The following is a 23,833-nucleotide window of genomic DNA, read 5'->3' as shown; positions in this document are numbered from 1 at the left end:
ACTTATTCCGGCCATGCAACTTCTGTAATGTCCGGATATCTTTCGATAATTGCTGTTTCAAAATTAGATTTTGCTTTGTCATAATCAACATTTCCCTGGAAGTAATCGCTGAAAGAATTCTGGATCAGCTCTACACAACCCTGATCATATGCGGAAAGCGGAGCAATCTGAATGTTCTCTGCTACCGGTGCAAAATATTCATACGGATTCTGTCCGCCCAGAAATTCAGAAGCAAATTCCGGATCTTTTGCAGCTTCCTGCATTCCGCTTACTGTATTGGTAAAATCAAGATAATCCTTGGAAATTTTGATCAGGTTATCTTTATCTGCTGTAAGAGACAGGATAATGTCTTTTACATGTTCTGGATTGTCGGTACCGGTGCAGGCATGGATATAAGATCCGCCCCAGTTATATTCCTGCGGAGGATTGGTAACCGCCCATGCCCCATCTTCTCCGTCCCAGTTCGGGCTAAGGGTAAAATCAATTCCCCATGCAGGAAGCAGGAAAGCAAATACTTTAGAAGATGAACTCATGGATTTATTCCAGTCATCATTCCACTGGCCTTTTACAGTCTTGTCAAAATATCCTGCATCCAGCCATTCTTTTGAATCATCAACCCAGTCCATGATGTTCTGATTTATATTGATTACTGTTTCACCGGATTCCACCCATGGCTCATCAATGCTGTTGCCATAGAGACGGAATGTATCTGCGTAAGATGCGAAAGTATAATATCCTTTTGCTTTCAATTCTTCTGCTGTTGCTGCAAGAGTATCCCAGTCTTTTACTTTCTCTCCTACTGTCGCCGGATCATCGGTTCCAAAAACATCTTTCGCAATGTCTCTTCTATATACAAGAAGTCCCGGACAGCACTGCCAGGTGGATCCTCTCTGTACACCATTCTGATCCGAAGCGGTTGTCTTCGTAAATTCATACTGGTCTGCCAGATCTGTATCCGGATCAATTCCCAGATCTTCCAGCGGCATTGCTACATCAGCATCGGCATCCGTGTACTTATATACATAATCCGTCTCTGAAAGAAAAATATCAATTTTATCATCTGCTGCAGCATCAGCCTGATTCAACAATGCTTCATCCAATTTCTGTTGATATACACCATCTTGATTCGGATTGATGATCCAGTGAATCTCTGTTCCATCCTTAAGAGTTGTTACCGTTCCATCATCAGATGTACTTTCAACCTCCGGATAAATTGCTTCCAGACGTGTGCGGAATTCGTCATTCCAGCTATAAATGTTGATAACTTTTCCTTCTTCCCCGGATGCTGCTGTGTCGGAACCCGAATCAGAGCTTCCGCCGCAGCCAGCCAGCATTCCTACAACAGCTGTTGCTGTTAAAAGAGATGCAATTACTTTCTTTCTCATTGTTTATTCCTCCTATATCATATTTCCGGCAGGACCTCCTCCCGCCTGTGTTGTGATGATTATATCCCAATCTCCCGAATTCGATATATTATAGATTTTCTGCAAAATATCAGATTCATGACACATCTTAGAAAACAGACGATTTCATGTCATGATTCTGATATTTTTATCCCTTTTTCTGATTTTTAGCATATGAGATTTTCTATATAATGCATAGCATAAAATAAATATAGAGAGAAAGGAGTCATGAAATTGAAGCATACGCAATTTACGGATAATAACGGAAGCTTCTCTGTAGAACATCCTGAGAATACAAGTTATCTTTACTTTCCACTGGCTTCGGAAAAAGGATTAAAAAGCTGTGTCACGCCTATCCTCGGAGGCGATTCCAAACTCGATCAGGAAACCTTCCTGCTTGAACCGGTCAGTTCAGAAAACCTGCACAGCAACCGCGCCACCAGGAATTTCTGGCTGAAATCTGACGACGGCAGAATTACTTCCATTACAGGCGCCTCTGATGAACAGGAAAGTAGAAAATTCACACCGGATCAGGAAAAATGTATTTTACACGCCGGCTTCATGTGGCACTGCCTGGAACGGACCTCTTCTGCCCCGGCGCTGAAATTAAGAATCGTTTCTTTTGTTCCCTGGAACAATAACGTGGAGATCATGCATATTGCCATACAGAACCAATCCGAGAAAGTGCAGAATCTCACTCCATATGCCGCAATTCCCATCTACGGCAGAAGCGCTGACAATCTAAGAGATCATAGAAATGTCACTTCCATGCTCCACCGAATCGAAACAGAAGCAAACGGAATCACAGTCTGCCCTACCATGTCCTTCGATGAGCGGGGACATCGGAAGAACCACACCGTTTACTATGTATATGGTTTCAGTTCCCTTGGACAAAAGCCGGAAAGATTTTATCCCACTGTAGAAGAATTTATCGGAGAAGGGGGAAGTTACACTCATCCGCGTGCTGTCTATGAGTCCTTTAACGGTGTTCCCTGCGGAACTTCTGTCGCCGGCAAAGAAGCCATCGGCGCTTTTGCTTTCCCGGAGATCTCCCTTGCCCCAGGACAGGGAATCCAATACGCCATATTACTGGGCGCCGATACAGACCGGGATGAAATCCGGAAAATATATGAAGAATATTCATCTGTCGAAAAGATACAGGCTGCTTTGGACGAAACCATCCGATACTGGGCAGAAAAGGTAAACGTTACATTCCATACCGGGAACCCGGACCAGGATATGTTTATGAAATGGGTCTGCTTCCAGCCTTATCTGCGCAGGATCTACGGATGTTCCTTCCTTCCGCACCATGATTACGGCCGCGGTGGACGGGGATGGAGGGATCTCTGGCAGGACTGCCTGTCTCTTCTCCTCATGGATCCGCAGAACGTAGGTAAAATGATTGAGAATAATTACGGAGGCGTCCGGATCGATGGAACCAATGCCACTATCATTGGAAATGGAGAAGGCAACTTTATCGCTGACCGCAACAACATCACCCGTGTCTGGATGGACCATGCTCTCTGGCCTTTGATCACTACCCAGCTGTATATCGATCAGACAGGTGATATTGATATCCTTAACCGGAAAGTTCCTTATTTTAAAGATGCACAGACAGAACGCGGCAGGCTTCGGGATCAACTGTGGTCTTCAGAACAGGGAAACAAGCAGATGACTCAGGCCGATGTCATCTATAAAGGAAGCATTCTGGAACATCTGCTCATCCAGCAGCTGAGCGCCTTCTACGAAATAGGTGAGCATAATATCTACCGGCTCCGTGACGCCGACTGGAATGACGCCCTGGATATGGCGCCGGACCGCGGAGAAAGCGTGGCCTTTACCTGTGCTTATGCCGGCAACCTGCGTAATCTGGCACGTATGATACGACTCCTGGAAGCATACTCCGGCCAGAGCGAAACCGAACTTCTGTATGAGATCCAGATTCTTCTTGGCCATGATCGCGCGCTGTATGACAGCATTTCCAGAAAATCAGAGATTCTCCATAAATATGTCAAAAGTTGCCGTCATACTATCAGCGGTCAACGTTTCCTTATCTCCTACGCATCACTAGCATCCGATCTGGAACTGAAAGCCGAATGGCTGACCGAACATATCCGGAATCAGGAGTGGATCTGCGGACAGGAAAATGAGGGCTGGTTCAACAGTTATTACGACAATCATGGACAGGCTGTAGAACGATACTCGAAAAAACCAGGAGATGTCCGCATGATGCTCACCGGACAGGTGTTCGCCATCATGGGACAAGTGGCGTCTCCACAGCAGATCCGGCAAATCGTTACCGGCGCTGACAGATATCTGTACCGAAAAGACATCGGAGGTTACCGTCTGAATACCGATTTTCAGGAACTGAAATTTGACATGGGGCGTATGTTCGGCTTCGCCTATGGAGAAAAAGAAAATGGCGCGGTCTTTTCCCATATGACGGTGATGTTCGCATACGCACTTTATCAGCGCGGTTTTGCCCGGGAAGGCTGGAAAGCACTGCGCACACTCGCCGATACGGCTCTGGATTTTGACACCAGTCATATCTATCCTGGTATTCCGGAATATTTCCGTTCTGATGGCCGGGGAATGTATCATTACCTTACTGGTGCCGCCAGCTGGTTCATGCTGACCATGATCACGCAGGTGTTCGGCGTCCGCGGTGAAGCAGGAAATCTTCTGATGGAACCAAAACTGACCGCAGAACAGTTCGACGAAACCGGAACAGCCTCCGTACAGCTGACTTTTGCAGGCAAAGAGTTCACCGTCACCTATATTAATTCGGAGCACAAAGAATACGGAAACTACATAACAGGTTCTGCAACGTGCAATCAGGAGTACCTGAAAATCGACAGCCCAAACTATACAATGTTGTCGCGGGAAACCATTATAGCTCTTCCTTCCCGGAACAATCACATTGTAATTCACTTAGTTTAAAAAAGGATAGGTATAATAATATGAAATATGGATATTTTGACGACAAAAACAGAGAATACGTGATCGATCACCCGGACACCCCGGCTCCCTGGGTAAACTATCTTGGTTCTCCCCAGTATGGTGCGATCATTTCCAATAACGCTGGTGGCTATAGCTTCGCCAAATCCGGTGCCAACGGACGGATCCTTCGCTATATCTTTAATCAGTTTGATCAGCCGGGGCGCTACCTCTATATTCGGGATAATGATTCCCGCGATTACTGGTCTGCCTCCTGGCAACCGGTTGGTAAAGACCTGGAGCATTACCAGAGCAAATGCTGCCACGGGATGGGCTATACGCGGATGCTTGCCGACTATTCCGGCATCCATTCCGAGGCATGTTACTATGTCCCCCTGGGAGAAACATACGAAGTCTGGGCTCTTACAGTGAAGAACTGTTCCGAAGCAACACGAAATCTTACACTGACCGGATATGCGGAATTTACCAATCACAGTAATTATGAACAGGATCAGGTGAATCTCCAGTATTCTCTGTTCATCACCCGCACCCTCTTCGAGGGAAACCGGATTATACAGCAGATTCACGGTAATCTTGACGCCTTGCATGACGATGAAAAAGTAGATGACAAACAGGTCACCGAGCGGTTCTTCGGTCTGGCCGGAAGGGAAGTATCTTCCTACTGCGGAGATAAAAGCGCTTTCCTTGGCCCCTATCACGGATATGGCGACCCTGTCGGCGTCACTTCCGGCCAACTGGAAAATACGCTTAGTAACAACGGAAATTCCTGTGGCGCTCTTTCCTGTACCGTCTCCCTTGCTCCGGAAGAATCTAAGACCATACTCTTTATTCTGGGCATGAAATCTTCCGATGAAGCCGCCAGAATCCTTTCCTCATATACGGATCCATCTGTGCAACTTGAAGCGGAAATCGACGCATTAAAAGAAGACTGGTATGAAAAACTGGATCACCTTCAGATCCATACCCCTGACCCGGCATTCAATACGATGATTAACACATGGAATGCCTACAACTGCTTTATCACCTTTGTCTGGTCAAGGGCCGCATCTTTCGTATATTGCGGACTTAGAAACGGATATGGTTACCGGGACACCGTCCAGGATATCCAGGGAATCATTCATCTGGATCCTGAAATGGCCTGTGACAAAATCCGTTTTATGCTTTCTGCTCAAGTCGATAACGGCGGCGGACTTCCACTTGTAAAATTCCATCACAATCCGGGACATGAAGATACGCCGGATGATGCTTCCTACGTACAGGCAACCGGACATCCTGCCTATCGGGCAGACGATGCTCTCTGGCTCTTCCCAACTGTATACAAATATATTGCCGAAACCGGTAATACGGCATTTCTGAATGAGATCATTCCTTTCGCAAACCAGGATGAAGGTACCGTATACGAACATCTGAAGAGAGCCATTCAGTTCTCACTGGATCATCTGGGACCTCACGGCATGCCTGCAGGACTCTATGCCGACTGGAACGACTGTCTCAGACTTGGAGCAGATGGGGAATCTACATTTGTAGCAATGCAGTTCTATTATGCGTTATTAATTTCAAAGGAATTCGCGGTGTACAAAAACGACACGGAATACAGTCTGTGGCTTGATGACCAGATTAAAGATATGAAAGAAAAGATTCAGACTCTCTGCTGGGATACAGACAGATTTATCCGGGGGTACACAGAAACAGGCGAACGTATCGGCGCACCGGAAGATCCGGAGGCCAACATGTGGCTGAATCCTCAGAGCTGGTCTGTCATCAGCCGTTTTGCAAATGATGCCCAGGCAGATGCCGCTCTGGAAAATGTATATAACCGGCTGAACACAGAATATGGCGCGATCCTGATGGATCCTCCGTATCATGAACACGCCTTTACCGGCGCTCTCGCAGTGATCTATAATCAAGGTACCAAAGAAAACGCCGGCATCTTCTCTCAGTCACAAGGATGGCTAATCCTTGCAGAAGCTCTCCGCGGGCATGGAGAACGTGCATTTAACTACTTCCTGGAAAATGCTCCTTCTGCCCAGAATGACCGGGCAGAGATTCGGCAACTGGAGCCTTACTGCTACGGCCAGTTCACCGAAGGCCGAGCCAGCGTACATTTTGGCCGTTCTCACGTCCACTGGCTGACAGGAACCGCTTCCACTGTAATGGTCGGCTGTGTAGAAGGTATTCTAGGTCTGCGTCCAGATCTGGAAGGACTACGAATCGCACCGGCAATTCCAAAATCCTGGTCCTCCTTTGAGCTTGAAAAGGACTTCCGGGGCAGACATTTGCACATCCGTGTAGAAAACCCGGAGCACCGGGAATCCGGTTTTACACGCCTGCTGTTGAATGGCCAGGAACTTACAGATAACTACATTCCTGAAAAACTTCTGGAACCTCAGAATGACATTTTGCTTACTTTATAGCTTTTCATAATGAAGCCGGGATACTGCTGCATCCCGGCTTCCCTCCATTATACATATAACCTCTTTATTCTGTCTTTGATACTTCTTCCAGATCCCACTGGACCATATAATACTCATCCCGATATTTCTTTGGCGTAATTCCCTCCACTTCACGAAACTGTTGAATAAAATGACTTTGAGAGGAAAAAGACAGCCGGTTTGCTATCTCGATCATGGAATAGTCACTGAACCTCAACAGGTTTTTTGCCATTTCAATCTTTCTTTTCCGAATATATGAGCTGACAGATACGCCTACTTCTTTTTTAAAGAGCCTAGATAAATAGCTTGCAGATACACCCAGTACATCTGCGAGATCCTCTATTGTGATCCTTTCTTTAATATGCGAATATATGTATTCCTTACAGGCATTAATATGCTTTGAATTGGTATCGCTTCGGAAATATTTCCGCATTTTTTCTGTATAATCCATCACCATCGCATCATGAAGCCTGTGTACCTCTTCTTCTGTATTGATATCATCCAACTTCTGAATATAAAAATCGCTCAGGCGAAAAGCCTGTTCCAGTTCCATTCCGTGTTCCCTGCACATTCTGGTAATCATGGCGGTCGTGATTACAAAATGATACTTAAGGTTTGTCACCGGATCTTTAGAAAGTATCCCCACTCCTTTATCAGACATAAACCTTTCCTGTTCACAATTCTGTTTCACCTTGTCAATATCACCAGTGGCCACCGCACGATAGAAGAGAAACTCTTCCGTAGGCTCTCTGTGTTCCATCTCATCAATATCGTCTGTTGCCTCTATCAGAACCCATTCATGTTTATAGCTCATTCGTATTTCCTCTCTTCTCCCTTTCAATGCATAAACAATATTCTCAATATCAAATACCGCCACTTATTGTACTCTTCTGCGATTATTATACCTTATCTCTTTCCGTCTGTCACTGACATGGATATAATTATTTGCCGCACAAAATAACAGAGCCGGGACTCCATTCAAGCATGGATTCCCGACTCTATCGATTTATTTTCGAATATTTCCACTTTCACCCGAACCTCTTAAAATAATATTCTCTACAGACTTTGTAACATTCTCTCATAGCTGTTTTTCTGATATACTTTTACATAATCAATGTAATAGGCTGCATTTTCAATATCCGAATCCGGATTTCCGGGCCAGTTTCCGCCTACCGCAAGATTCAAGATTATATAGAAAGGCTGGTCAAAGGGCGCTGGATATGTAATCTTTCCCTGTCCCTCTGTTGCAGAATACCAGTCATTTTCCGTATGTATCAACCGTCCGTCCACATACCAGCTGATCCGTCCAGGTTCCCATTCAACGTCAAACACATGATATTCTTCGGAAAAACTTCCTTCCGTCAGAGTATGGCTTCCCTGACTTTCGCTGTGCGGATTGCCATAGTGGATCGTTCCATAACATGTATCAGTCTTATGACCAAGGACTTCCATAATGTCTATTTCACCGCACCGTGGCCACTGGCCATACAAATTTTCATTCGTTGGCATCATCCAGAATGCCGGCAGGAATCCCTGGCCTTCAGGAACCTTAACCCTGGCTTCAAACAAACCATATTTGAAGTCATGTTTATTCTGTGTGTTAACACGTCCTGATGTATAGGAGACGCCTCCGCCCTCTTCTTCTTTCTCCACAGGTTTCAAGACAAGTTTACCGTCCTTAATATAGATATTCTCCTCAGAATCCACATATGCCTGAAGCTCATTGTTCACCCATCCCGGATCATGCAACTCCACATTCCAGTCATCTCTGTTCAGAGAACTTCCTTCAAACTGATCTTCCCACTTCAATTCGTATCCTTCATATGAAAGTTCCGTATTTTCCCTGGATTCTTTAACATAATGCGTTATATTTGCTTCCTTCTCATCTATCGTAATTATTTTGACTTTCCTCTTTTTCATACAATCTCTCCTCTTCTGATTTAGATTTGGAGAAATTATATCTTAAACTATTGATACAATATACCATATACCTCATGAAAATGTCATTTCCATGACTTTAATTCAACATGGCTTTTCTGTCCAAATATTTGCCAGTTTGAAAGAACGATACCATGTTTTATTTTGGTTTGAACAATCTTTCCTTGTCCAATATCAGAGGGAATGTTCATTGAAATTGTTTTAGGAGAATTTGTTACTAAATCATTATAGAGCTTATTAAGATAATGATTATTGTATATCAAATATTATTTACTCCTTTCTCAAGCGTTGATTTATTTCTTTGCACTTGCAAAAATTATTTTGTGTTAAAAAATCTTAGGTTTTTAAGCAAATCATCTTTACCATTTTGAATTGATCAGAAACCGCCATACTGACCTTTGTGGAGAGCTTTAAGCCGTTTTTAGGAATGTAACGATAATAAGGTTCCTCCGCAATCACCTTCACATTACCCCTGATCTTTGCTGCCAGTTCTTCCGCTGAATCCACATAAAAGAACATCTGTGCATCGGCATGGCCGACCTGTTTCATATATTTTTTCTTCATCATGGTCATGCCTCTTTTGTTCACGGTATCAAAAACAACTTCCATATTTCCAAATTGCCCAATCATACGCAAAAGGGAAATGACCTTATGTTCCTCAAAATAATGGAATAATCCACCTGCAGTAACGAGAATAGGAGCATCGGGAAATTCTGTACGAACTTGTCTGATCCAGTCTTCGGAAAAGGCATCTCCTGCAAGATAGGTTTCTCGTTCCAATTCCGGGAGCAGTTCCCTCCGGTAGTCAATGACATGAGGCAGATCCACGGCATACCAGTGTGTCCTTCTGTTATCACAGCGGTAATAGGTTGTCTCCAGCCCACAGCCCAGCTGGACAATCACACCGTTCGGTCTGCGTTCCAGAAAAGACTGAATAAACCGATCCATATTGGCAGATCGGGAGGCAGAGGCCAAAAGGGTATACTGGTTCTGCTTATTCTGCTCAATCAAGTCCGAGGGCAGCTTCTTTTTCAATTCCAATGCTTTTTTATCATATAAAATTTGCGGGCAGTGCTCACTGGCATAGATTCTGCCCAGCATAGGGACAAACAGGGTATCTTCTACAACGCCTAATTTCTGCATAACCAGTCCTCCTTTATAGTGAGATTATTTCCGGCCTACCAGGAGTCTGGAAGATCCCAGCATCATCATAGCTGCTCGGCGGTGTGAGCCGAACGCCTCTTGTGCAGTATCAATGAGACGAACATCCTGATACCCCATATCCCTCAGTTTCTGCGCAAAATCTTCCATATCACCGTACAGCTTTGGCTTCATATCATCGTTGAGTGCAAAGACACCGCCTTTTTTCAATACCCGCAGACTTTCCAGCAGCAGTTTCTGCATATCAGCACCCATAACATTGTGATAGACATAGTTGCTGATGACCACATCAAAGCTCTCATCAGGAAAATCCAGCTGCTTCGCATCACCGTGCTGAAATACACAGCGGGAAGCCACGCCCTCACTGGCAGCATTTTTCTCGCAGAGTGCTTTGCTGTAATTGTACACAGCACCCCAGTAATCAACGCCAATCACTTTTGCTTTCGGCCATGTCAGAGCCGCACGGATTGCCAGTGCTCCGGAGCCGCAGCCTACTTCCAAGAGACTGCCCTGGCCGTCATAGTCCAGATGGGAGAGAACAACCCTATGAACCTGTTCCATGATTCCGCCGCCGCCAAAGGCATACTGGCGCCTGATCCATGTGATCCAGACCAGCAGGGCCATCAGCGCCGCCGCAACAACAGAGAACAGAACACCGAGAACCGTGATGTGGAACACCGAAAAAGAGAGTACGGCCAAAACCACGGCCAGAGCCGTGATGCCGCCGATAATATAGAACACGGGATTGGACATCCAGCTTCCGTAGTCTTCCCCGTGAGTTCCAAGTCGAATATTCTCCTGTTTTAATTCTTTCTTGTTCATTACATTATCTCCTCTATATTAATAATCTCATCAACAATACTCCTATCCCTGCCTGCACCGCCGCCATCAAGGGACACAGGAGCAATGGCCATTGCAACAGATGCTCCGGCAATGCGTAGCTTTTCATCCACACTTTGAACCCATAGCCAGGGTGCCCTTCCGTACCAGGAATTACAAAACGGCGTTTCGCCCTTTTCTGGATGAGAAAGATATCCAGAAAAAACAGGTCGCACAGGTTTATCATCATCCACTGGATATATCCTGTCAGCGCCATCTGCCAAAACCCATGAGTGCCCCCTTCCACCATACTGACTGCCCCGTAGAGCAAGAGGGGCAGAAGCTCCCCCAAAAAGATCCATAGCCAGTAAAAGCGATTCTCCGCTTTTGAGGGCGGTTCCGGCGCACTCCTGATAATGGCAGGCGGGTAGCTGGGAAACATCAGTCTGGGATTGTACAGTGCTACGGCAGCAACAAACAAATTAAAATAGGCTGCCATGGCAAATCCGTCTAACATCGTTCGCATCCAGTTCATCCAGATTCCTCCTTAAAACGCACTCGCACAATCTGCAAATGCAGCGGTCCGTCGGCGATTTTAGCCAGAAGGCGGTGAATGGATCTTACCCCCGATCCCTCCAGTTTCTGATAGCCCTGCATATACCCGCAGCTGGAAACAGAGAGCAATGGTGACCAGCTCTCCAGCTCTCCTTTGGCATCCTTTACGGAGAAATATGCACCGACATCCTTGATCCCCGCCTGTTTTACCCAGGTTTTCAGCATTAGTTTGACAGCGGTTTTGCCTGCTGCATCAAAAACCAGACGTCCTCCCGGAAAGTGTTCGGCCATTGCCTTAACCAACTGCTTCATCTGGTTTGTAGTAAAATAGTAGAATACACCGGCGGCAAACAGTACTGCACCATTCTCAGGATCAAACCGTACAGCTTTCATCCAGCTCAGATCTGTTAAATCACAAGCCAGATTTTCTTCCCGCTCTCCGGCAGGAAGCAATTGATTCCGCAGCGCAATCACATCCGGCAGGTCAATATTCCAGATATGGCACTGACCGTTGTCGCACATTCGTCCGGTGTTGTCCAATCCGCAGCCAAGATTAATGACTGCGGCGTTTGGATGTTGATAGAGATAGTCCCGTATCTCCCATGCAAGATCATTTTGGCGCATGGCTACTTCCAATGCACCAAAGCTATGCATGATACTTTCCGATTGTTTTTCTAATGTAGAAAAGTCATAATCCACTTTTTTTATCAACTCGCCGGCTGTTTCATCCTGAAACAATCCGGGAAATTTCTGCGAACAGAGCCATCGGGCATACAAAGGAATGATCAAGGTTTCCTGTAATGAATTTTTTTTGATTTTATATTGTTTCATAATCTGCCTCTTTAAGTTAGCTATCGCTAACCTCTTTTCCATTTATTCTAACAGATTTAAAAATTTTTTTCTACTCAAATTGCTCTTTCAATTCCTATAAGATATCTTTTAGAGACTTCTTCACGCAAGTTTCCAATTCTGGCTTTCTGTCTGCAGTTTTACCATATGAGTATACACACCATTCTTTTCTTCCAGATCCTTTGGTGATCCTTCTTCTGCCACGGTGCCATCAGAAAGGACAACGATCTTATCTGCTCCGGCTACGGTACGCATCCTGTGGGCGATAACCAGAACGGTTTTATCTGCGATCAGACGGGAAAGGGCTGTCTGTATCAGAGTTTCATTCTCCACATCCAGGGAAGCAGTAGCTTCATCCAGAAGAACTACTGCACCGAACGCTTCACCTGTGCTTGCAAATGTATCATATCCATACTTAGTAAGAAGATTATTATTTACTGCAATTATAATTACGATAGAAAGCTGAACAATTAATGATGCCATGCCAACAGACACAATACTTGCTGATGTTTTCCCATCGAGTTTAATTGCTTCTTTACCAATCGTAAAGTTCTTAGCTTTTGAAAGATAAATAACACTCATAGCAAAGGTAAGAATCTGTCCCATAATTGTTGCTATAGCGGCACCCTTTACTCCCATGTTAAAACCCAAAATCAACACTGGATCAAAAATCAAGTTAGTAATTGCACCGGCAAGTGTACATGCCATCGCAAACTTAGGTGATCCATCAGCTCTAATGGAACCATTTAATCCCTGACCAATCATATAGAATGGAATATCTGCACAAATGATTTTGAAATAATCCGTTGCATAACCATAGCACTCGGCTTCAGCAGGATTGCCACCAAATAATCCCAAAATCTGAGTTTGACATATAAATCCAATTGCACAAAGACCCAATGCCAAACAGAATAAAATCACAAGACCATTTCCAACATTTTTATTTGCCTGTTTCTTATCCCCTTTTCCAAGAGCAATGCTAAATCCTGCCGCAGCTCCATCTCCGACAAGCAATGCTAATCCAAGTGCAAGTACTGTAAATGGATACACTATGTTTGTTGCAGCATTTCCATATGCTCCAGCCTATAAATATCTGGTCAACGATATTATACAGTGCAGCTACTACCATGCTTATAACACATGGGATAGAGTATCTTTTTATTAGACTCCCAATGTTTCCAGTACCTAAATCCAATTCTTTCATAATAAGAACGCTCCTTTTCCATAAAATGAAAATGAGCAACAAAAAAGCGCAGGTCCATAATTGGACTTACGCTTATCTGCTACTCATTACTGAGAGCATTCTAACACAAAAAAATTTTCTTCGTAAGCATTTTTTGAAAAGATGGTAAATTTCAATTTCACTTTCCCTCTCCAGTTACAACGTGGAACTCATTTTTATGAAATGTCAGTAGTCCATCATCCCTCATCTTCCCCAGTTCCTTTGAAAGAGCTGTTCTTTCTACTCCCAGATAATCTGCTAATTGCTGGCGATCAAGAGGTATTTTTATATTGTTCGTCCCCTGCACTGAAACCTGTTCCGAAAAATAAGAAATAAGTCTTCCCCTGATTGTCTTTGATGCAGAATGAAAAATTCTCATAGAAAGATTTATGTTCTTCCTGGAACTCACACGCAAGAGATTTTGAATAAGTTTTGCTCCATGCCCGCATGAATTACTTTCCACAAACAAAGCAGGTACGTTTATGAAGAGAATTTCAGTAGCTTCACAGGTTTTTACATCTACCAAAATAGGCTGATTAGGAATACAGGCATAGCTTTCCGCAAAAATATCTCCTTGCCTTACTACTCCAAGAATACTTTTGTTACCAACCACATCTACATTTTCGATTTGAACTGATCCCGAAAGAATCAGGCATACATCTGTAACTATCTCTCCTACATTGTAGATATACTCATCCTTATCAAACTTTTTTATCTTATTCTTTAGACAAATAAGCATGTGCTTTATTTCTTCATCTGTACATCCCTTAAATAGTGCCGTCTTAGACAAAAAATCAAAATCCATATTTTTCTCACTTTCGTGGTTATAACCACATACTTTTTGTTTGAATCATAGTATCATAGCCTCAAGAAGTCAAGGAGACAATAAAAAAATGAACGAGAAAATAATAAGTGCCTTAGTTGGACTCGCTGGTGCCATTGGAAACAACGGTAAAACCGAACAAACCGACTCAGTTGTTATGAACGCATTGCTTAACTGCTATTCATCAACTGACGAAGATACAATCGTAACTGCAATCATAAAAGACAAATATACCATTTCTCCAAACTGTGAGACTTGTCCCACTCCATGTGGCAACACATCTAATTATGACATGACAAAATTTCTTCAGAACCATGAGCTTAAGACAATAAAGGAAGACCTTATCGCCGAAACAGTGAAGTTGGTAATAAGACTCAATAAATCTGGAAAAACAGAGCTACCAGAAGAAATTTACAAAGCTATATCCTTCTTTGGCTACGAGCTCTCCTTAGATTCATATACAGATTTAATTAATTCATTAAATCAAATGGAGGTTTAAAATGATTCGACAGATTATTCATATCGATGAAGAAAAATGTAACGGATGCGGCTTGTGTGCTGAAGCCTGCCATGAAAGTGCAATTGCCATTATTGATGGCAAAGCAAAACTTATCCGCGATGATTATTGTGACGGCATGGGGGATTGCCTTCCAAACTGCCCTACCGGAGCAATATCTTTTGAAACCAGGGAAGCTGCGGCTTATGATGAGGCCGCTGTAGAAGAAAATAAAAAGAGAAAACAGGCGATAATGCAGGAAAGCAAAGTGCAACTTCCACACAGTTGTCCTGGTTCCACAATGCGCCAGATGAACAGGCAATCAGCTCATAATGCATCTGAAAATACAGCAGCTTGTGAGTCAGTATCTATGCTTACTAACTGGCCTGTTCAGATTAAGCTTGCTCCTATTCAAGCACCTTACTTCAATGGCGCTAAGCTTTTGATAGCAGCTGACTGTACTGCCTATTCATACGCTGCTTTCCACAAGGATTTTATTAAGGGCAAAACAACTCTAATAGGTTGCCCTAAGCTGGATGATATTGATTACAGCGAAAAACTTACGGAAATAATTAAGAATAATGATATTTCCAGTGTCACCATAGTACGCATGGAAGTTCCTTGCTGTGGTGGACTTGAAATAGCTGCTAAAAAAGCGATTCAGGCAAGTGGTAAATTCCTTCCATGGCAAGTAGTAACAATATCTATTGATGGAAATATTATTGAATAATAAAGGAGAACAAAGATGTATAAGAATATTGAAAAACAGACAATGTTAAATCTCAAGGATCTGGTTGAGTACCAGGAGGGACAGGTAGTCAGTAAAACTCTTGTTCAAAACGATTATGTCAGCATGACAATTTTCTCTTTCGACAAAGGAGAAGAGATTTCAACCCACGCAGCCGGTGGCGATGCAATGGTAACCGTTCTTGAGGGAAAAGGACGTTTCACAGTAGCTGACGATGTCTTCTATCTTAAAGCCGGTCAAACACTCATTATGCCGAAGGATATCCCTCATGCAGTTTACGGTGAGGAAAAATTCAAAATGCAGCTTGTGGTTTCATATTAAAAAAATGGCACCTCGGAACCAACACATCCTGAGGTGCCATTTGCACTATAATATTCCAATTTATATAACTCCGAAAATTGGAATTTAGTTTAATATGTACTTTTCATAATCTATCCGGATTAGTCGTTGGTCGCCAATCATTGTAGCCGACTGATATGCCATATGTCCTGCCCAACCCACATGACTGATGGTCCAATCTTTATTAACCACATAAAGATTATTCCCTGGTCGAGTGGTCGGTTTGGCTCCATCACCAAATGTGAATCCTTCATTTTCAGCATCGCGAAGGAACTTATCAGCAATCACTTCATCCCTCAGATACACATAAACTTTTCCTTTGAGTTTTGATAATTCTGTTACATTTCGCATATTCCTTATGCCTCCTCTTTTTTAATTTCCCAAAAGAGCAGCAAGGATCAATGCAAAAAATTAACTCCCATCTATCGTGGATAACGGTAGACGACCTCAAGTTACATACTTCTTTATGATGTTATTACTTTGTATTTGTGTTTTAATGCTTTTGACAGTACAACATTTGTAAATGGAACAATCTGATCATTTTGCAAGCGGCCAAGGACAATACCCGGATCTCTGTCAATTCTTTCAGCAAATCTGCGGATAGCATTTTCGCTAAACTCATTCATTTTAACGAAAGCCTCATATTCTCCCGGAGGAATCAATTTGTCTTCCGCATATTTATCTGCTGCATCCTCCTGTCCAGCGTGCTCATTTTCAAACGTAATTCCATAATCACCATTAATAATATGGTCAATCTCATGGAACAGAGTAAACCAAAATGTATCTGAATAGAAACGTCTGTCATTCACCATCAGCATTACATTCTGCCCAATCTTCTTGGTTGCACCATTTATTCCTGAACCCGGAAGATTTGGAAGTATTACGAATATTACTCCCGCATCTTCAAAGGCCTTCCTAATCAGTGGATAAAAATCACCATGCTGTGTTGTTAATGTCAATGCATAATCAACAGCTTTTTCAAACTTCTTTTTGTCAAACTTAGGTGCTTCTATCTTCAGTGCCTGATTAATTGCGATCTGAACCATTGCATTTGCTCTGGCAATATTAGCCTCTTTCATATCTTCAGATGCACTTCGGAAACTAACTGCCATATTTTGCTTTGTGAAAACAGATAATGACGCAACATTTAAAAATTCACGTAGGCACTTAATCTGCTCATTTGTTTTTCTCGGAAGATCAGGCAATCCAAAATTCTCTCTGAAATATGTGTACTGAAAGTACTTGAAAATTCTTCTTTCCTGCTCTAATTCCTTGGATGATTCAAACTCAGCAATCAAAGCGTCATAGCTCTTCTGAAGATTCAGCCAGTAGTCAACACTAGTCCCTAACATTCGAGATAATTTCATGGCAATATCGATTGATAAGCTTTGCTCCCCACGTACCAGAATACTTAAATTCTTTGGCGTGGTATCTAATCGTTTTGCAAAATCTTTCTGAGAAAGTCCACTTTCTTCAATGATTTCTTTGATATAGTATCCAGGATGAAAAGCAATCTTATCATTATATTCAATATAATTACTCATAATGGTTACTTACCTCCTTTACTTCAACAATTCTAACCACACCAGCAATTTCATCAATATTACAAGGATCATAAGGTTCTTCATTCTCATCTAATGGCTGAATAATAATACGCCATGGATCTCTTCTCGTTTTTACATCTATAGCAAAAAATCCATCCATATTGCCACTCAGCTTATGAAAATGAAATGTCGGCATCATTACAATATCCTTAATTACACTCGCCTGCTGCATAGCATTTATTCGGGCAAATAGGCTGGTTGCTAATGCAGCATTCCCGCCAAACAACTTTTTTGCAGTTTTTAAATCGGTACATTGTTTCTGAACTTTGCTGTTATTGTATAGTAGCTGCACGTTTGCCCTCCTTTTCAAATTACCCGTTGGGTAATCTAAATATACCATCAGGAGAATCTCTAGTCAATAATTCACACACTCTTTTCACAATTATTCTTCCATTTCCTTTTGCTTTCTGGCTTCAACCTCCTCCGGCTTAGTAGTCATGAGTGAGTAAAGCTTCAATGTCTTATCGAACTTATCCTTGAACGGAATGATAGTGCTTCCATAGAACAAAATGGGTGTATCCCCAGATCCTTTCTCAAATCAATCAGCTTTTCGAAATAAAATGTTTCTGTATTGGCACCTTCACATATAAAATAGTACTTCCTGTAAGGCTCTACCTGTTCCTCACGATCTGATGGTCGCGAATTCCAATTGGTGTAAGTATGGACCGGCATTATTTACCCCTCCTTTCGAAAGGTAAACTGCCTGAACACAGGAATCGCTCCATAACGACCATCGAGATAGGCTTTACTTAACTTCTTATCGTATCGCTCCTTAAATCTATCCAGCGAATAGATCTTGCTGGCATTATCAGCATCCCTTTCCACAAACCAGATTTCATCCCGGCGGAATAATTCCTGATCCATGATAGTATCCTCATGGGTTGTGAAAATAAGCTGCATTCTGGAATCTTTATGTGCTTCCATAAATAATTTCAGGAAGTGTTCTGTAAGTTTTGGATGAAGACTTCTTTCCAATTCATCGACAATAAACACCATATCCCTTACTCGTCATCATCCTCCGCAAGTAATCTCTTCAGCATATATTCCCTGTTATCCAGGAACATCTTTGTAATCTGATAGCTTTCCGTATCCTCGTACCGAATCTGCCGGATGCTACCTTCATCAAAAGAAAAAATATCCGCATCCGGGATGGCAAGCAAAATCGGCGAATGTGTTACGATTACAAACTGTGCTCCCTTCTTGGCCATCTTCACAAGATGGATTAATAATGTCAGCTGTCTCTGCGGAGAAAGAGCCGCCTCGGGCTCATCCATGATATAGAGTCCCGGCTGGTCTGCTCTCTGGATAAAATCCAGAAAGCTTTCCCCATGAGATCTGGCGTGAAGATCCTGCATCTTACCATCATCGTTATACTTTGTCATCAAAGCAGATGCGACATTATAGAAACTCTCTGCCCGAAGGAAATACCTCCATTTGGGTTTAGAGACACCTTTTCGAAGTTTGATTGCTGAAGCCAGATCCGAATAGTCATCATAAGTACTGAATCTATAATTGGCTGTACCACCTTCCGGGTTCAGACCACATGCTACAGCAAATGCCTCCAGCAATGTGGATTTACCGGATCCGTTCTCTCCTACGAAAAATGTAATATTACTCTTAAATTCAAAATGGTCAATATTCGCAATCGCCGGAATCTGATACACATAAGAATCCTGTAATTCCTCATTCCATCGAATATCAAAACCTCTGATAAATAAATCGTCCAAATCAATTCTCCTGTTCTTTTCAATCTGTTTCTGAACATATGCATCACGATCATTCAAAATAGCCAGCATCTCATCGACAATCATCTCCATGCTGCACTTCCCCGTATTTCTAATATACCGAAGCATACACTCTGCCGTAAAGTCGGTACTCTCGCAGATGCATCTGCCTGGAAAAATGATAGAGACTATTATCCCGGATGGAGATTGCTACAGTGTTACATTTAAATCCATGCTTCCTGAGTCTGGCCGATACACTCTCTGCCAATGCCATAAAGATAATCTGAACATCCAGATCATTTTCCAGATCACGAGGCGTAGTCGTGCTGTTTCCAATGGACTTAATTGGAGCCGAATAGCCCTCTGTAGCTACCGGTGACTCATCCCATCCATTTGCAAAGGAATGGATCACAAGCCCCATCTTGCCAAGTGTTTTCAGGAGAAAATCCGGATCCGTACAAGCCAGATCATCCCGCTAATTTTTAGAGACTCCCCGTCTGCTCCTAAAATGTAGCATAAAACAATGTGCAAAAATCCCGACAGCTACAGCATGTTTTCTGGTTTTGGCATGCGTCCGGTCCATCCCAGACTCCTTGCCCACGTTTTATAGCTTTTCTTCTCTTCCGGATTATCACCGTTAATCGTCTCAAGGAACTCGCAAAAACCTCCAACACCACCAACATCATCCACAAGACTCATTCCATCCCAGGCAATGCAGATTGGTTTTTCCTTACGCTGAATATCTCTCAACTTGTCCAGAAACTCTCCGTCTATTTGCTGACCAAAGGCATCTACAAACAAAGCTTTCTCAGGAACGAATCCATTTTTATCATGAAGCATATCGCCTTCTTCATCCCTGGCATAAACGGTTTTGTCGTACCAGGCATTGGTACAGGTGATTTTAATCTCCCACCCATCGCCATAGTCATATCGATAACACAATGCAGATAATGCCGGAATTGGTTCAGGATTATAATCAATACACAGCATTTCTAATTCACGGTCCAGTTCCTCCATCTCCCGGAAATAGGGAACCATGTCGATCGTCGGATTTCCTTCTTCGTCAAAATGCGTTCCTGCCTCTTCAACGATCTGGTCCATACGGGCTGTCAGCTGTCTGTATTTTTTGATAATGTCCTTACGTTTTTTCTCAACTTGTTTCAGTGCGGCCTCTTTCTCCTGTTTCCATGAATCCCAATCTGCCTGTTCAGCCGGTGTTTTTAGTACAGTCCAAAGCATCGGGCGTTCCAGCATTTCCTCACACTGACCTTCCATGTAGACATTCCACGTTCTCTGATCTGTTGTTTTCTTCTGAATAGCAGGCCAGTCCTTTCGGAATCTGTCTACTTCAATCTGTGCAGGAATGTAATGCTCTCCCACGCCTTCATAGGAGTATGGTCCACAATACTTGGATTTCAGCCAGGTCTTAAAGCTTTCACCTTCCTCATAATCATCGTCCCAATATATATCTTCATAATTCTCACTGGGAAAACGAAAATACATACCAACCTGACGGGTCCACTCTTTTACCAATCCCCCATCTGTCATTTTTTTGAATTCATCCTCATATGGAACATAGCTATGAAGGTGGCTGTTTTGCCATCCAAAAGCTTTCATGATTGCATAATGAAGACCATGCAGTGTCATATTACCCGGAACAATAAAATCTCTGGTAATTCCATCCTTCATTCTTCCGTATCTTCTAAGAACTTCCTTATGTTCATCTGCGAAATATCCCAGGTCCAGTTCCAGATGAAGCTGCATTGCCATAGGAACCCGCTTCATCTCTGCTTCGATCATGTCCCAGAATTCTTTTTTCTCTTTCAGCAGCCGTTCTTTTTCGGATCTTAATTCTTCAAGAAGGCGACGCTGCTCCTGAATATCATTCTCTTTCTTTTTTGAACGTGCTTCTGTATTGGTAACCTGATTTTTAGCTGCCTGCTGCATCCGTCCTCTATATTCCTCACTTCGAATCGCTTCGTTACTTCTGTCTTCCCCTCCATACTGCCCACGTGAATAGGGCATATAAGACTGAACATTCTTCTCCGATATAACAAGCTCCTCGGCTATTTCAGCTACACTTTTGCCCTTTGCAAGCAAATCTGCTACCTGTTCACTGGTTTTACTGTGCCATAAGCCCTCCGTAATTAGTACTCTTCGTACTTTGATTGGATATGTACCAAGCTCCTCTGCTGTCTTCTTTACAGAACCCGTCTCTTTATAAATATTAATAATCTGCTGATATAACTCATCCATATATCAGGACCTCCTTCATGTATTTTAGGTGGCCTATCTTTTATTTATGATATCAGTATACGGCCAAACAATCAACGTGTCAACCTTACCTTTTAGTCATCAAAGAAATGCATTTCCAGGTTATATGAAGACCCGAAAATGCATATTTTACCACATTCACATTACCAGCGCTGCACCATGAATTTCACTCTCTCCTGCACGTCTTCACTAAAATCAGACAGATCCCCAAGGCCAATCACCTCATCCTGAACTAACCGAACAAGATCAATCAGCATATCAGATTTACTGACCGATAGAATAACGCCAGGAGCTTTGCGATCTTTTTTGATACGCTCTTCCAGTGCCCAGAATCGTTCAGAACCCTTCTTATCACAGGTCAGCAACTCTACATATTCCTTGCATAAACGTTCCATATAACTTTCCTGCCAACCAGGAAGTTTCTCACGGAACAATTTCCAATCACGTTTTGATACTTCTACCATAATCTCACCTATAACCGATCAATAATTCTCAAGCACATCCTGCAGATATGCTTTATATTCAGCCTTCACATTATCCGGTCCCGTGATCTTCATTCCGGATCCGATACCAGTTACCCAACCAAAGAACTGCGGACTTACTGATACCAGAACTCTGGTTTTAAAATGATCCTCTCCCTGCGGGATCAACCATACATCATGACCAAAGCGATCGATTACAACACCGGCCAGTTCATTCTTGCATTCCAGCGTGACTTCCGCATCTACACCGCCGTACATACCAAAGGTCTTCTTTGCAAATGCAGCCAAGTCGAATTTTTTGAAGGAATCTTCACCCTTACGATCTGTTTCCAGAATCTCAGTGTTCTGCATCTTATCTACACGGTAATGCTTGATAATTCCAGCCGCCGCATCATAAGCTACCAGATAATAATTCTCATCATCCCAGGTCAGTGCCCACGGGCTGACAACATAGAATGCACCGTCTTTCTTCAGTTTCAGTTCTTTCTTAACAGTCCACTCTGCATAATGGAACTTAATTTCCTTATTCTCGTAGATTGCAGTATGGATGTAGTCCACATTATAATAAACAGTTTCATTCTCTGTCTTCGGACGGTTTACAATGAAAACATATTTGAAAAGCATTGCAGCATCCGTCCTACAGCAGAGCTTCTCTAATTTCGTTATCAGTTCCTTGGATTTCTTCTCCGTGATAAACTTAGAGGACTGTACAGCGTCCACCAGGAGCTTTAACTCCGGCAGTTCAAAATCTCTGGCACCGATATAATAGCCAGGATTTTTCCCCTTCTTCTGCTGTATATCCAGTCCAAATTTCTCAAGGATCTCCATCTCTGTATATATCGTTCTTCGATCCGTACTGATGCCATATTCCTGATCCAGAATCGTGCATAATTCCGATGCGTTCAGCATGTGCGTATCATCGGTACGATCCAGAAGGATTTCCATCAGGCGTAGGGTACGGAGCTTCTGATCAAATGAAGCCATTCCGATCAGTCCTTTCTTCGTATATTTTAATTGGATTCCAGATTGATGCGCATATCGCACTCTTCGCAGCCAATGACAGTATGTCCGCCTTCATTCTTCATCAGGACAATATTGCCACCACAGAAGGGGCATTTCCAATCTACAGATTCTCCAGACATTTCTCCGTTTTGCACAATGTATCACAGGAGATCGCTGGGCTGCACTTCCTGGATCGGGTGCCTGGATACGATCTCCAACCCCTGCATCAGCGCCCGGTATTGTTCCGGCGTGATCTCCAGCGCCTCTTCTTTTGTACGGGGCCAGCTGAAACCGCCAAGCTCCAGCCTTTTGTAGAGGAGAAGGAATCCGTCCCCTTCCCAGACCAACCCTTTAATGCGGTCACTGCGTCTACCGCAGAACAGGAAGAGGATATCCTTTTCGTATGGATCCAGCTGGAAGTTGAATTTCACAATGGATGCCAGTCCGTCAATGCCCCGCCGCAGATTCGTATAGCCTGCAGCAATGTAAACCTTTCGAAATCCGGATGCGTTATTCAGCATGGAGGATCCCTCCTACCCGGGAGAGCAGTTCTGCCGAAGCCGAATTCGCAATCTCCAGGACAAGTTTCCCTTTCCGGATCACAAGATCCGGATGGAAAACAGGTGATGCGTCTGGTGACACAGCAGGAAGTTTGATCTCGGCAAAAGATACGGACTGCTGAACGGGAGACAATTGTCCTGCCTCTGTAACTGCAGGTAAGGATGGATCCTGAGATGCTCCATAAGCTTCCCGGCGCAGGATGCGCTGCCAGTAAAAGAACTGTTTCTCAGAGATCCCGTTTGCCCGGCACCAGGCGGTCTTTGACATCCCGCTGTTCAGACATTCATTCAGGATTCTGGCCCAGTGCTCTGCACGGACCTGATGTGTGATTTTATCCATGGCACTAACTCCTTTAAAAAACTTGTAGTTTTCTGGAGTTATTATCTCATGGAGCGAGGAAACTAGCACGGTACTGAGAATTTACCGGTTCTTTCCATAATTAG

The 23,833-nt window shown here is 43.3% G+C and carries 25 protein-coding genes and 4 pseudogenes; 5 read left to right on the top strand and 24 right to left on the bottom strand.

Features of this window, described 5'->3' with window-relative positions; translation table 11 throughout:
- Window positions 1–2 precede the first annotated feature (2 nt).
- Entirely contained in the window at window positions 3–1,385 is a 1,383-nt protein-coding gene (locus BKD12_RS11725; RefSeq protein ID WP_070089528.1) for an ABC transporter substrate-binding protein, read from the bottom strand.
- 252 nt (window positions 1,386–1,637) lie between these two features.
- Between BKD12_RS11725 and BKD12_RS11720 the strand changes: the two genes are divergently transcribed.
- Both BKD12_RS11720 and BKD12_RS11715 read left to right on the top strand, forming a co-directional pair.
- Complete coding sequence (locus tag BKD12_RS11720; RefSeq protein WP_070089556.1) at window positions 1,638–4,343, top strand: GH36-type glycosyl hydrolase domain-containing protein; 2,706 nt, start codon at window positions 1,638–1,640, stop codon at window positions 4,341–4,343.
- A 20-nt stretch (window positions 4,344–4,363) separates the two neighbouring features.
- A complete protein-coding gene (locus tag BKD12_RS11715) occupies window positions 4,364–6,775 on the top strand; it encodes a glycoside hydrolase family 94 protein (protein WP_070089527.1) in 2,412 nt (803 codons plus the stop codon).
- A gap of 64 nt (window positions 6,776–6,839) precedes the next feature.
- On the opposite strand, the gene BKD12_RS11710 is transcribed toward BKD12_RS11715, so the two are convergent.
- From BKD12_RS11710 to BKD12_RS11665, 9 genes and pseudogenes are all read right to left on the bottom strand, one after another.
- Complete coding sequence (locus BKD12_RS11710) at window positions 6,840–7,607, bottom strand: helix-turn-helix domain-containing protein (RefSeq protein ID WP_070089555.1); 768 nt, start codon at window positions 7,605–7,607, stop codon at window positions 6,840–6,842.
- A 242-nt stretch (window positions 7,608–7,849) separates the two neighbouring features.
- Complete coding sequence (locus tag BKD12_RS11705) at window positions 7,850–8,713, bottom strand: glycoside hydrolase family 16 protein (RefSeq protein ID WP_070089526.1); 864 nt, start codon at window positions 8,711–8,713, stop codon at window positions 7,850–7,852.
- A gap of 354 nt (window positions 8,714–9,067) precedes the next feature.
- Window positions 9,068–9,874 (bottom strand): class I SAM-dependent methyltransferase, encoded by an 807-nt coding sequence (locus tag BKD12_RS11695; protein WP_070089524.1) that lies wholly within the window; start codon window positions 9,872–9,874, stop codon window positions 9,068–9,070.
- Window positions 9,875–9,898: 24 nt separating this feature from the next.
- A complete protein-coding gene (locus tag BKD12_RS11690) occupies window positions 9,899–10,714 on the bottom strand; it encodes a class I SAM-dependent methyltransferase (RefSeq protein WP_070089523.1) in 816 nt (271 codons plus the stop codon).
- Window positions 10,715–10,727: 13 nt separating this feature from the next.
- Complete coding sequence (locus BKD12_RS11685; RefSeq protein WP_070089522.1) at window positions 10,728–11,246, bottom strand: hypothetical protein; 519 nt, start codon at window positions 11,244–11,246, stop codon at window positions 10,728–10,730.
- Window positions 11,243–12,097, bottom strand: a complete 855-nt coding sequence (locus tag BKD12_RS11680; protein WP_070089521.1) for a class I SAM-dependent methyltransferase — start codon at window positions 12,095–12,097, stop codon at window positions 11,243–11,245. The genes BKD12_RS11685 and BKD12_RS11680 overlap by 4 nt, the downstream gene beginning before the upstream one ends.
- A 120-nt stretch (window positions 12,098–12,217) precedes the next feature.
- Window positions 12,218–12,484 (bottom strand): annotated as a pseudogene (locus BKD12_RS17300) (ABC transporter ATP-binding protein); the annotation flags it as partial.
- A 300-nt stretch (window positions 12,485–12,784) separates the two neighbouring features.
- A pseudogene (locus BKD12_RS17655) lies at window positions 12,785–13,168 on the bottom strand (MATE family efflux transporter); the annotation flags it as partial.
- 308 nt (window positions 13,169–13,476) lie between these two features.
- Window positions 13,477–14,142, bottom strand: a complete 666-nt coding sequence (locus tag BKD12_RS11665) for a Crp/Fnr family transcriptional regulator (RefSeq protein ID WP_070089518.1) — start codon at window positions 14,140–14,142, stop codon at window positions 13,477–13,479.
- 88 nt (window positions 14,143–14,230) lie between these two features.
- On the opposite strand from BKD12_RS11665, the gene BKD12_RS11660 reads away from it, so the two are divergent.
- From BKD12_RS11660 to BKD12_RS11650, 3 genes are read left to right on the top strand one after another with little or no spacing between them, the layout of a single operon-like run.
- The gene (locus BKD12_RS11660) at window positions 14,231–14,659 is read left to right on the top strand and encodes a hypothetical protein (RefSeq protein ID WP_070089517.1); all 429 of its coding nucleotides are present in this window, start codon (window positions 14,231–14,233) and stop codon (window positions 14,657–14,659) included.
- A gap of 1 nt (window position 14,660) precedes the next feature.
- Window positions 14,661–15,386: an ATP-binding protein gene (locus BKD12_RS11655; protein ID WP_070089516.1), complete on the top strand. Its 726-nt coding sequence runs from the start codon at window positions 14,661–14,663 to the stop codon at window positions 15,384–15,386.
- Between the two features lie 15 nt (window positions 15,387–15,401).
- Entirely contained in the window at window positions 15,402–15,725 is a 324-nt protein-coding gene (locus tag BKD12_RS11650) for a cupin domain-containing protein (RefSeq protein ID WP_070089515.1), read from the top strand.
- An 84-nt stretch (window positions 15,726–15,809) separates the two neighbouring features.
- Here BKD12_RS11650 and BKD12_RS11645 read toward each other — a convergent pair whose 3' ends face one another.
- The 14 genes and pseudogenes from BKD12_RS11645 to tnpA all read right to left on the bottom strand — a co-directional run bounded on the left by BKD12_RS11645 (window position 15,810) and on the right by tnpA (window position 23,729).
- Window positions 15,810–16,094, bottom strand: a complete 285-nt coding sequence (locus tag BKD12_RS11645) for a hypothetical protein (RefSeq protein WP_070089514.1) — start codon at window positions 16,092–16,094, stop codon at window positions 15,810–15,812.
- Window positions 16,095–16,207: 113 nt separating this feature from the next.
- A complete protein-coding gene (locus tag BKD12_RS11640; protein ID WP_070089513.1) occupies window positions 16,208–17,287 on the bottom strand; it encodes a HigA family addiction module antitoxin in 1,080 nt (359 codons plus the stop codon).
- On the bottom strand, window positions 17,280–17,639 hold the full coding sequence (locus BKD12_RS11635) for a type II toxin-antitoxin system RelE/ParE family toxin (protein WP_070089512.1): 360 nt from the start codon (window positions 17,637–17,639) through the stop codon (window positions 17,280–17,282). The genes BKD12_RS11640 and BKD12_RS11635 overlap by 8 nt, the downstream gene beginning before the upstream one ends.
- Window positions 17,640–17,729: 90 nt before the next feature.
- Window positions 17,730–17,858, bottom strand: a pseudogene (locus BKD12_RS17625) (VirB4-like conjugal transfer ATPase, CD1110 family); the annotation flags it as partial.
- Window positions 17,859–18,022: 164 nt separating this feature from the next.
- Window positions 18,023–18,211 carry an AAA family ATPase gene (locus BKD12_RS17290; RefSeq protein WP_242872764.1) on the bottom strand — a complete coding sequence of 63 codons (189 nt, stop codon included), beginning with the start codon at window positions 18,209–18,211 and terminating at the stop codon, window positions 18,023–18,025.
- 6 nt (window positions 18,212–18,217) lie between these two features.
- Window positions 18,218–18,343, bottom strand: a pseudogene (locus BKD12_RS17570) (AAA family ATPase); the annotation flags it as partial.
- 5 nt (window positions 18,344–18,348) lie between these two features.
- Window positions 18,349–19,074 (bottom strand): AAA family ATPase, encoded by a 726-nt coding sequence (locus BKD12_RS11625; RefSeq protein WP_070089554.1) that lies wholly within the window; start codon window positions 19,072–19,074, stop codon window positions 18,349–18,351.
- 109 nt (window positions 19,075–19,183) lie between these two features.
- Complete coding sequence (locus BKD12_RS11620; RefSeq protein WP_070089510.1) at window positions 19,184–19,492, bottom strand: DinB/UmuC family translesion DNA polymerase; 309 nt, start codon at window positions 19,490–19,492, stop codon at window positions 19,184–19,186.
- A gap of 122 nt (window positions 19,493–19,614) precedes the next feature.
- Window positions 19,615–21,327 carry an IS1096 element passenger TnpR family protein gene (locus BKD12_RS11615; protein ID WP_070089509.1) on the bottom strand — a complete coding sequence of 571 codons (1,713 nt, stop codon included), beginning with the start codon at window positions 21,325–21,327 and terminating at the stop codon, window positions 19,615–19,617.
- Window positions 21,328–21,488: 161 nt separating this feature from the next.
- Window positions 21,489–21,809: a hypothetical protein gene (locus BKD12_RS11610; protein WP_070089508.1), complete on the bottom strand. Its 321-nt coding sequence runs from the start codon at window positions 21,807–21,809 to the stop codon at window positions 21,489–21,491.
- 18 nt (window positions 21,810–21,827) lie between these two features.
- Window positions 21,828–22,811, bottom strand: coding sequence for a helix-turn-helix transcriptional regulator (locus BKD12_RS11605; protein ID WP_070089507.1), 984 nt, complete (start codon window positions 22,809–22,811; stop codon window positions 21,828–21,830).
- 26 nt (window positions 22,812–22,837) lie between these two features.
- Window positions 22,838–22,969, bottom strand: coding sequence for a hypothetical protein (locus tag BKD12_RS17405; protein ID WP_278308595.1), 132 nt, complete (start codon window positions 22,967–22,969; stop codon window positions 22,838–22,840).
- A gap of 21 nt (window positions 22,970–22,990) precedes the next feature.
- Window positions 22,991–23,350 carry an IS66 family insertion sequence element accessory protein TnpB gene (gene tnpB, locus BKD12_RS11600; RefSeq protein WP_070089506.1) on the bottom strand — a complete coding sequence of 120 codons (360 nt, stop codon included), beginning with the start codon at window positions 23,348–23,350 and terminating at the stop codon, window positions 22,991–22,993.
- Window positions 23,340–23,729 carry an IS66 family insertion sequence element accessory protein TnpA gene (gene tnpA, locus BKD12_RS11595; RefSeq protein ID WP_070089505.1) on the bottom strand — a complete coding sequence of 130 codons (390 nt, stop codon included), beginning with the start codon at window positions 23,727–23,729 and terminating at the stop codon, window positions 23,340–23,342. The genes tnpB and tnpA overlap by 11 nt, the downstream gene beginning before the upstream one ends.
- Between the last annotated feature and the right edge of the window lie 104 nt (window positions 23,730–23,833).

Source organism: Merdimonas faecis, assembly GCF_001754075.1.
Taxonomy (GTDB): Bacteria; Bacillota; Clostridia; order Lachnospirales; family Lachnospiraceae; genus Merdimonas; species Merdimonas faecis.
The sequence above is the reverse complement of the archived record's forward strand: the minus strand, read 5'-3'. Positions and strand labels throughout refer to the sequence as shown.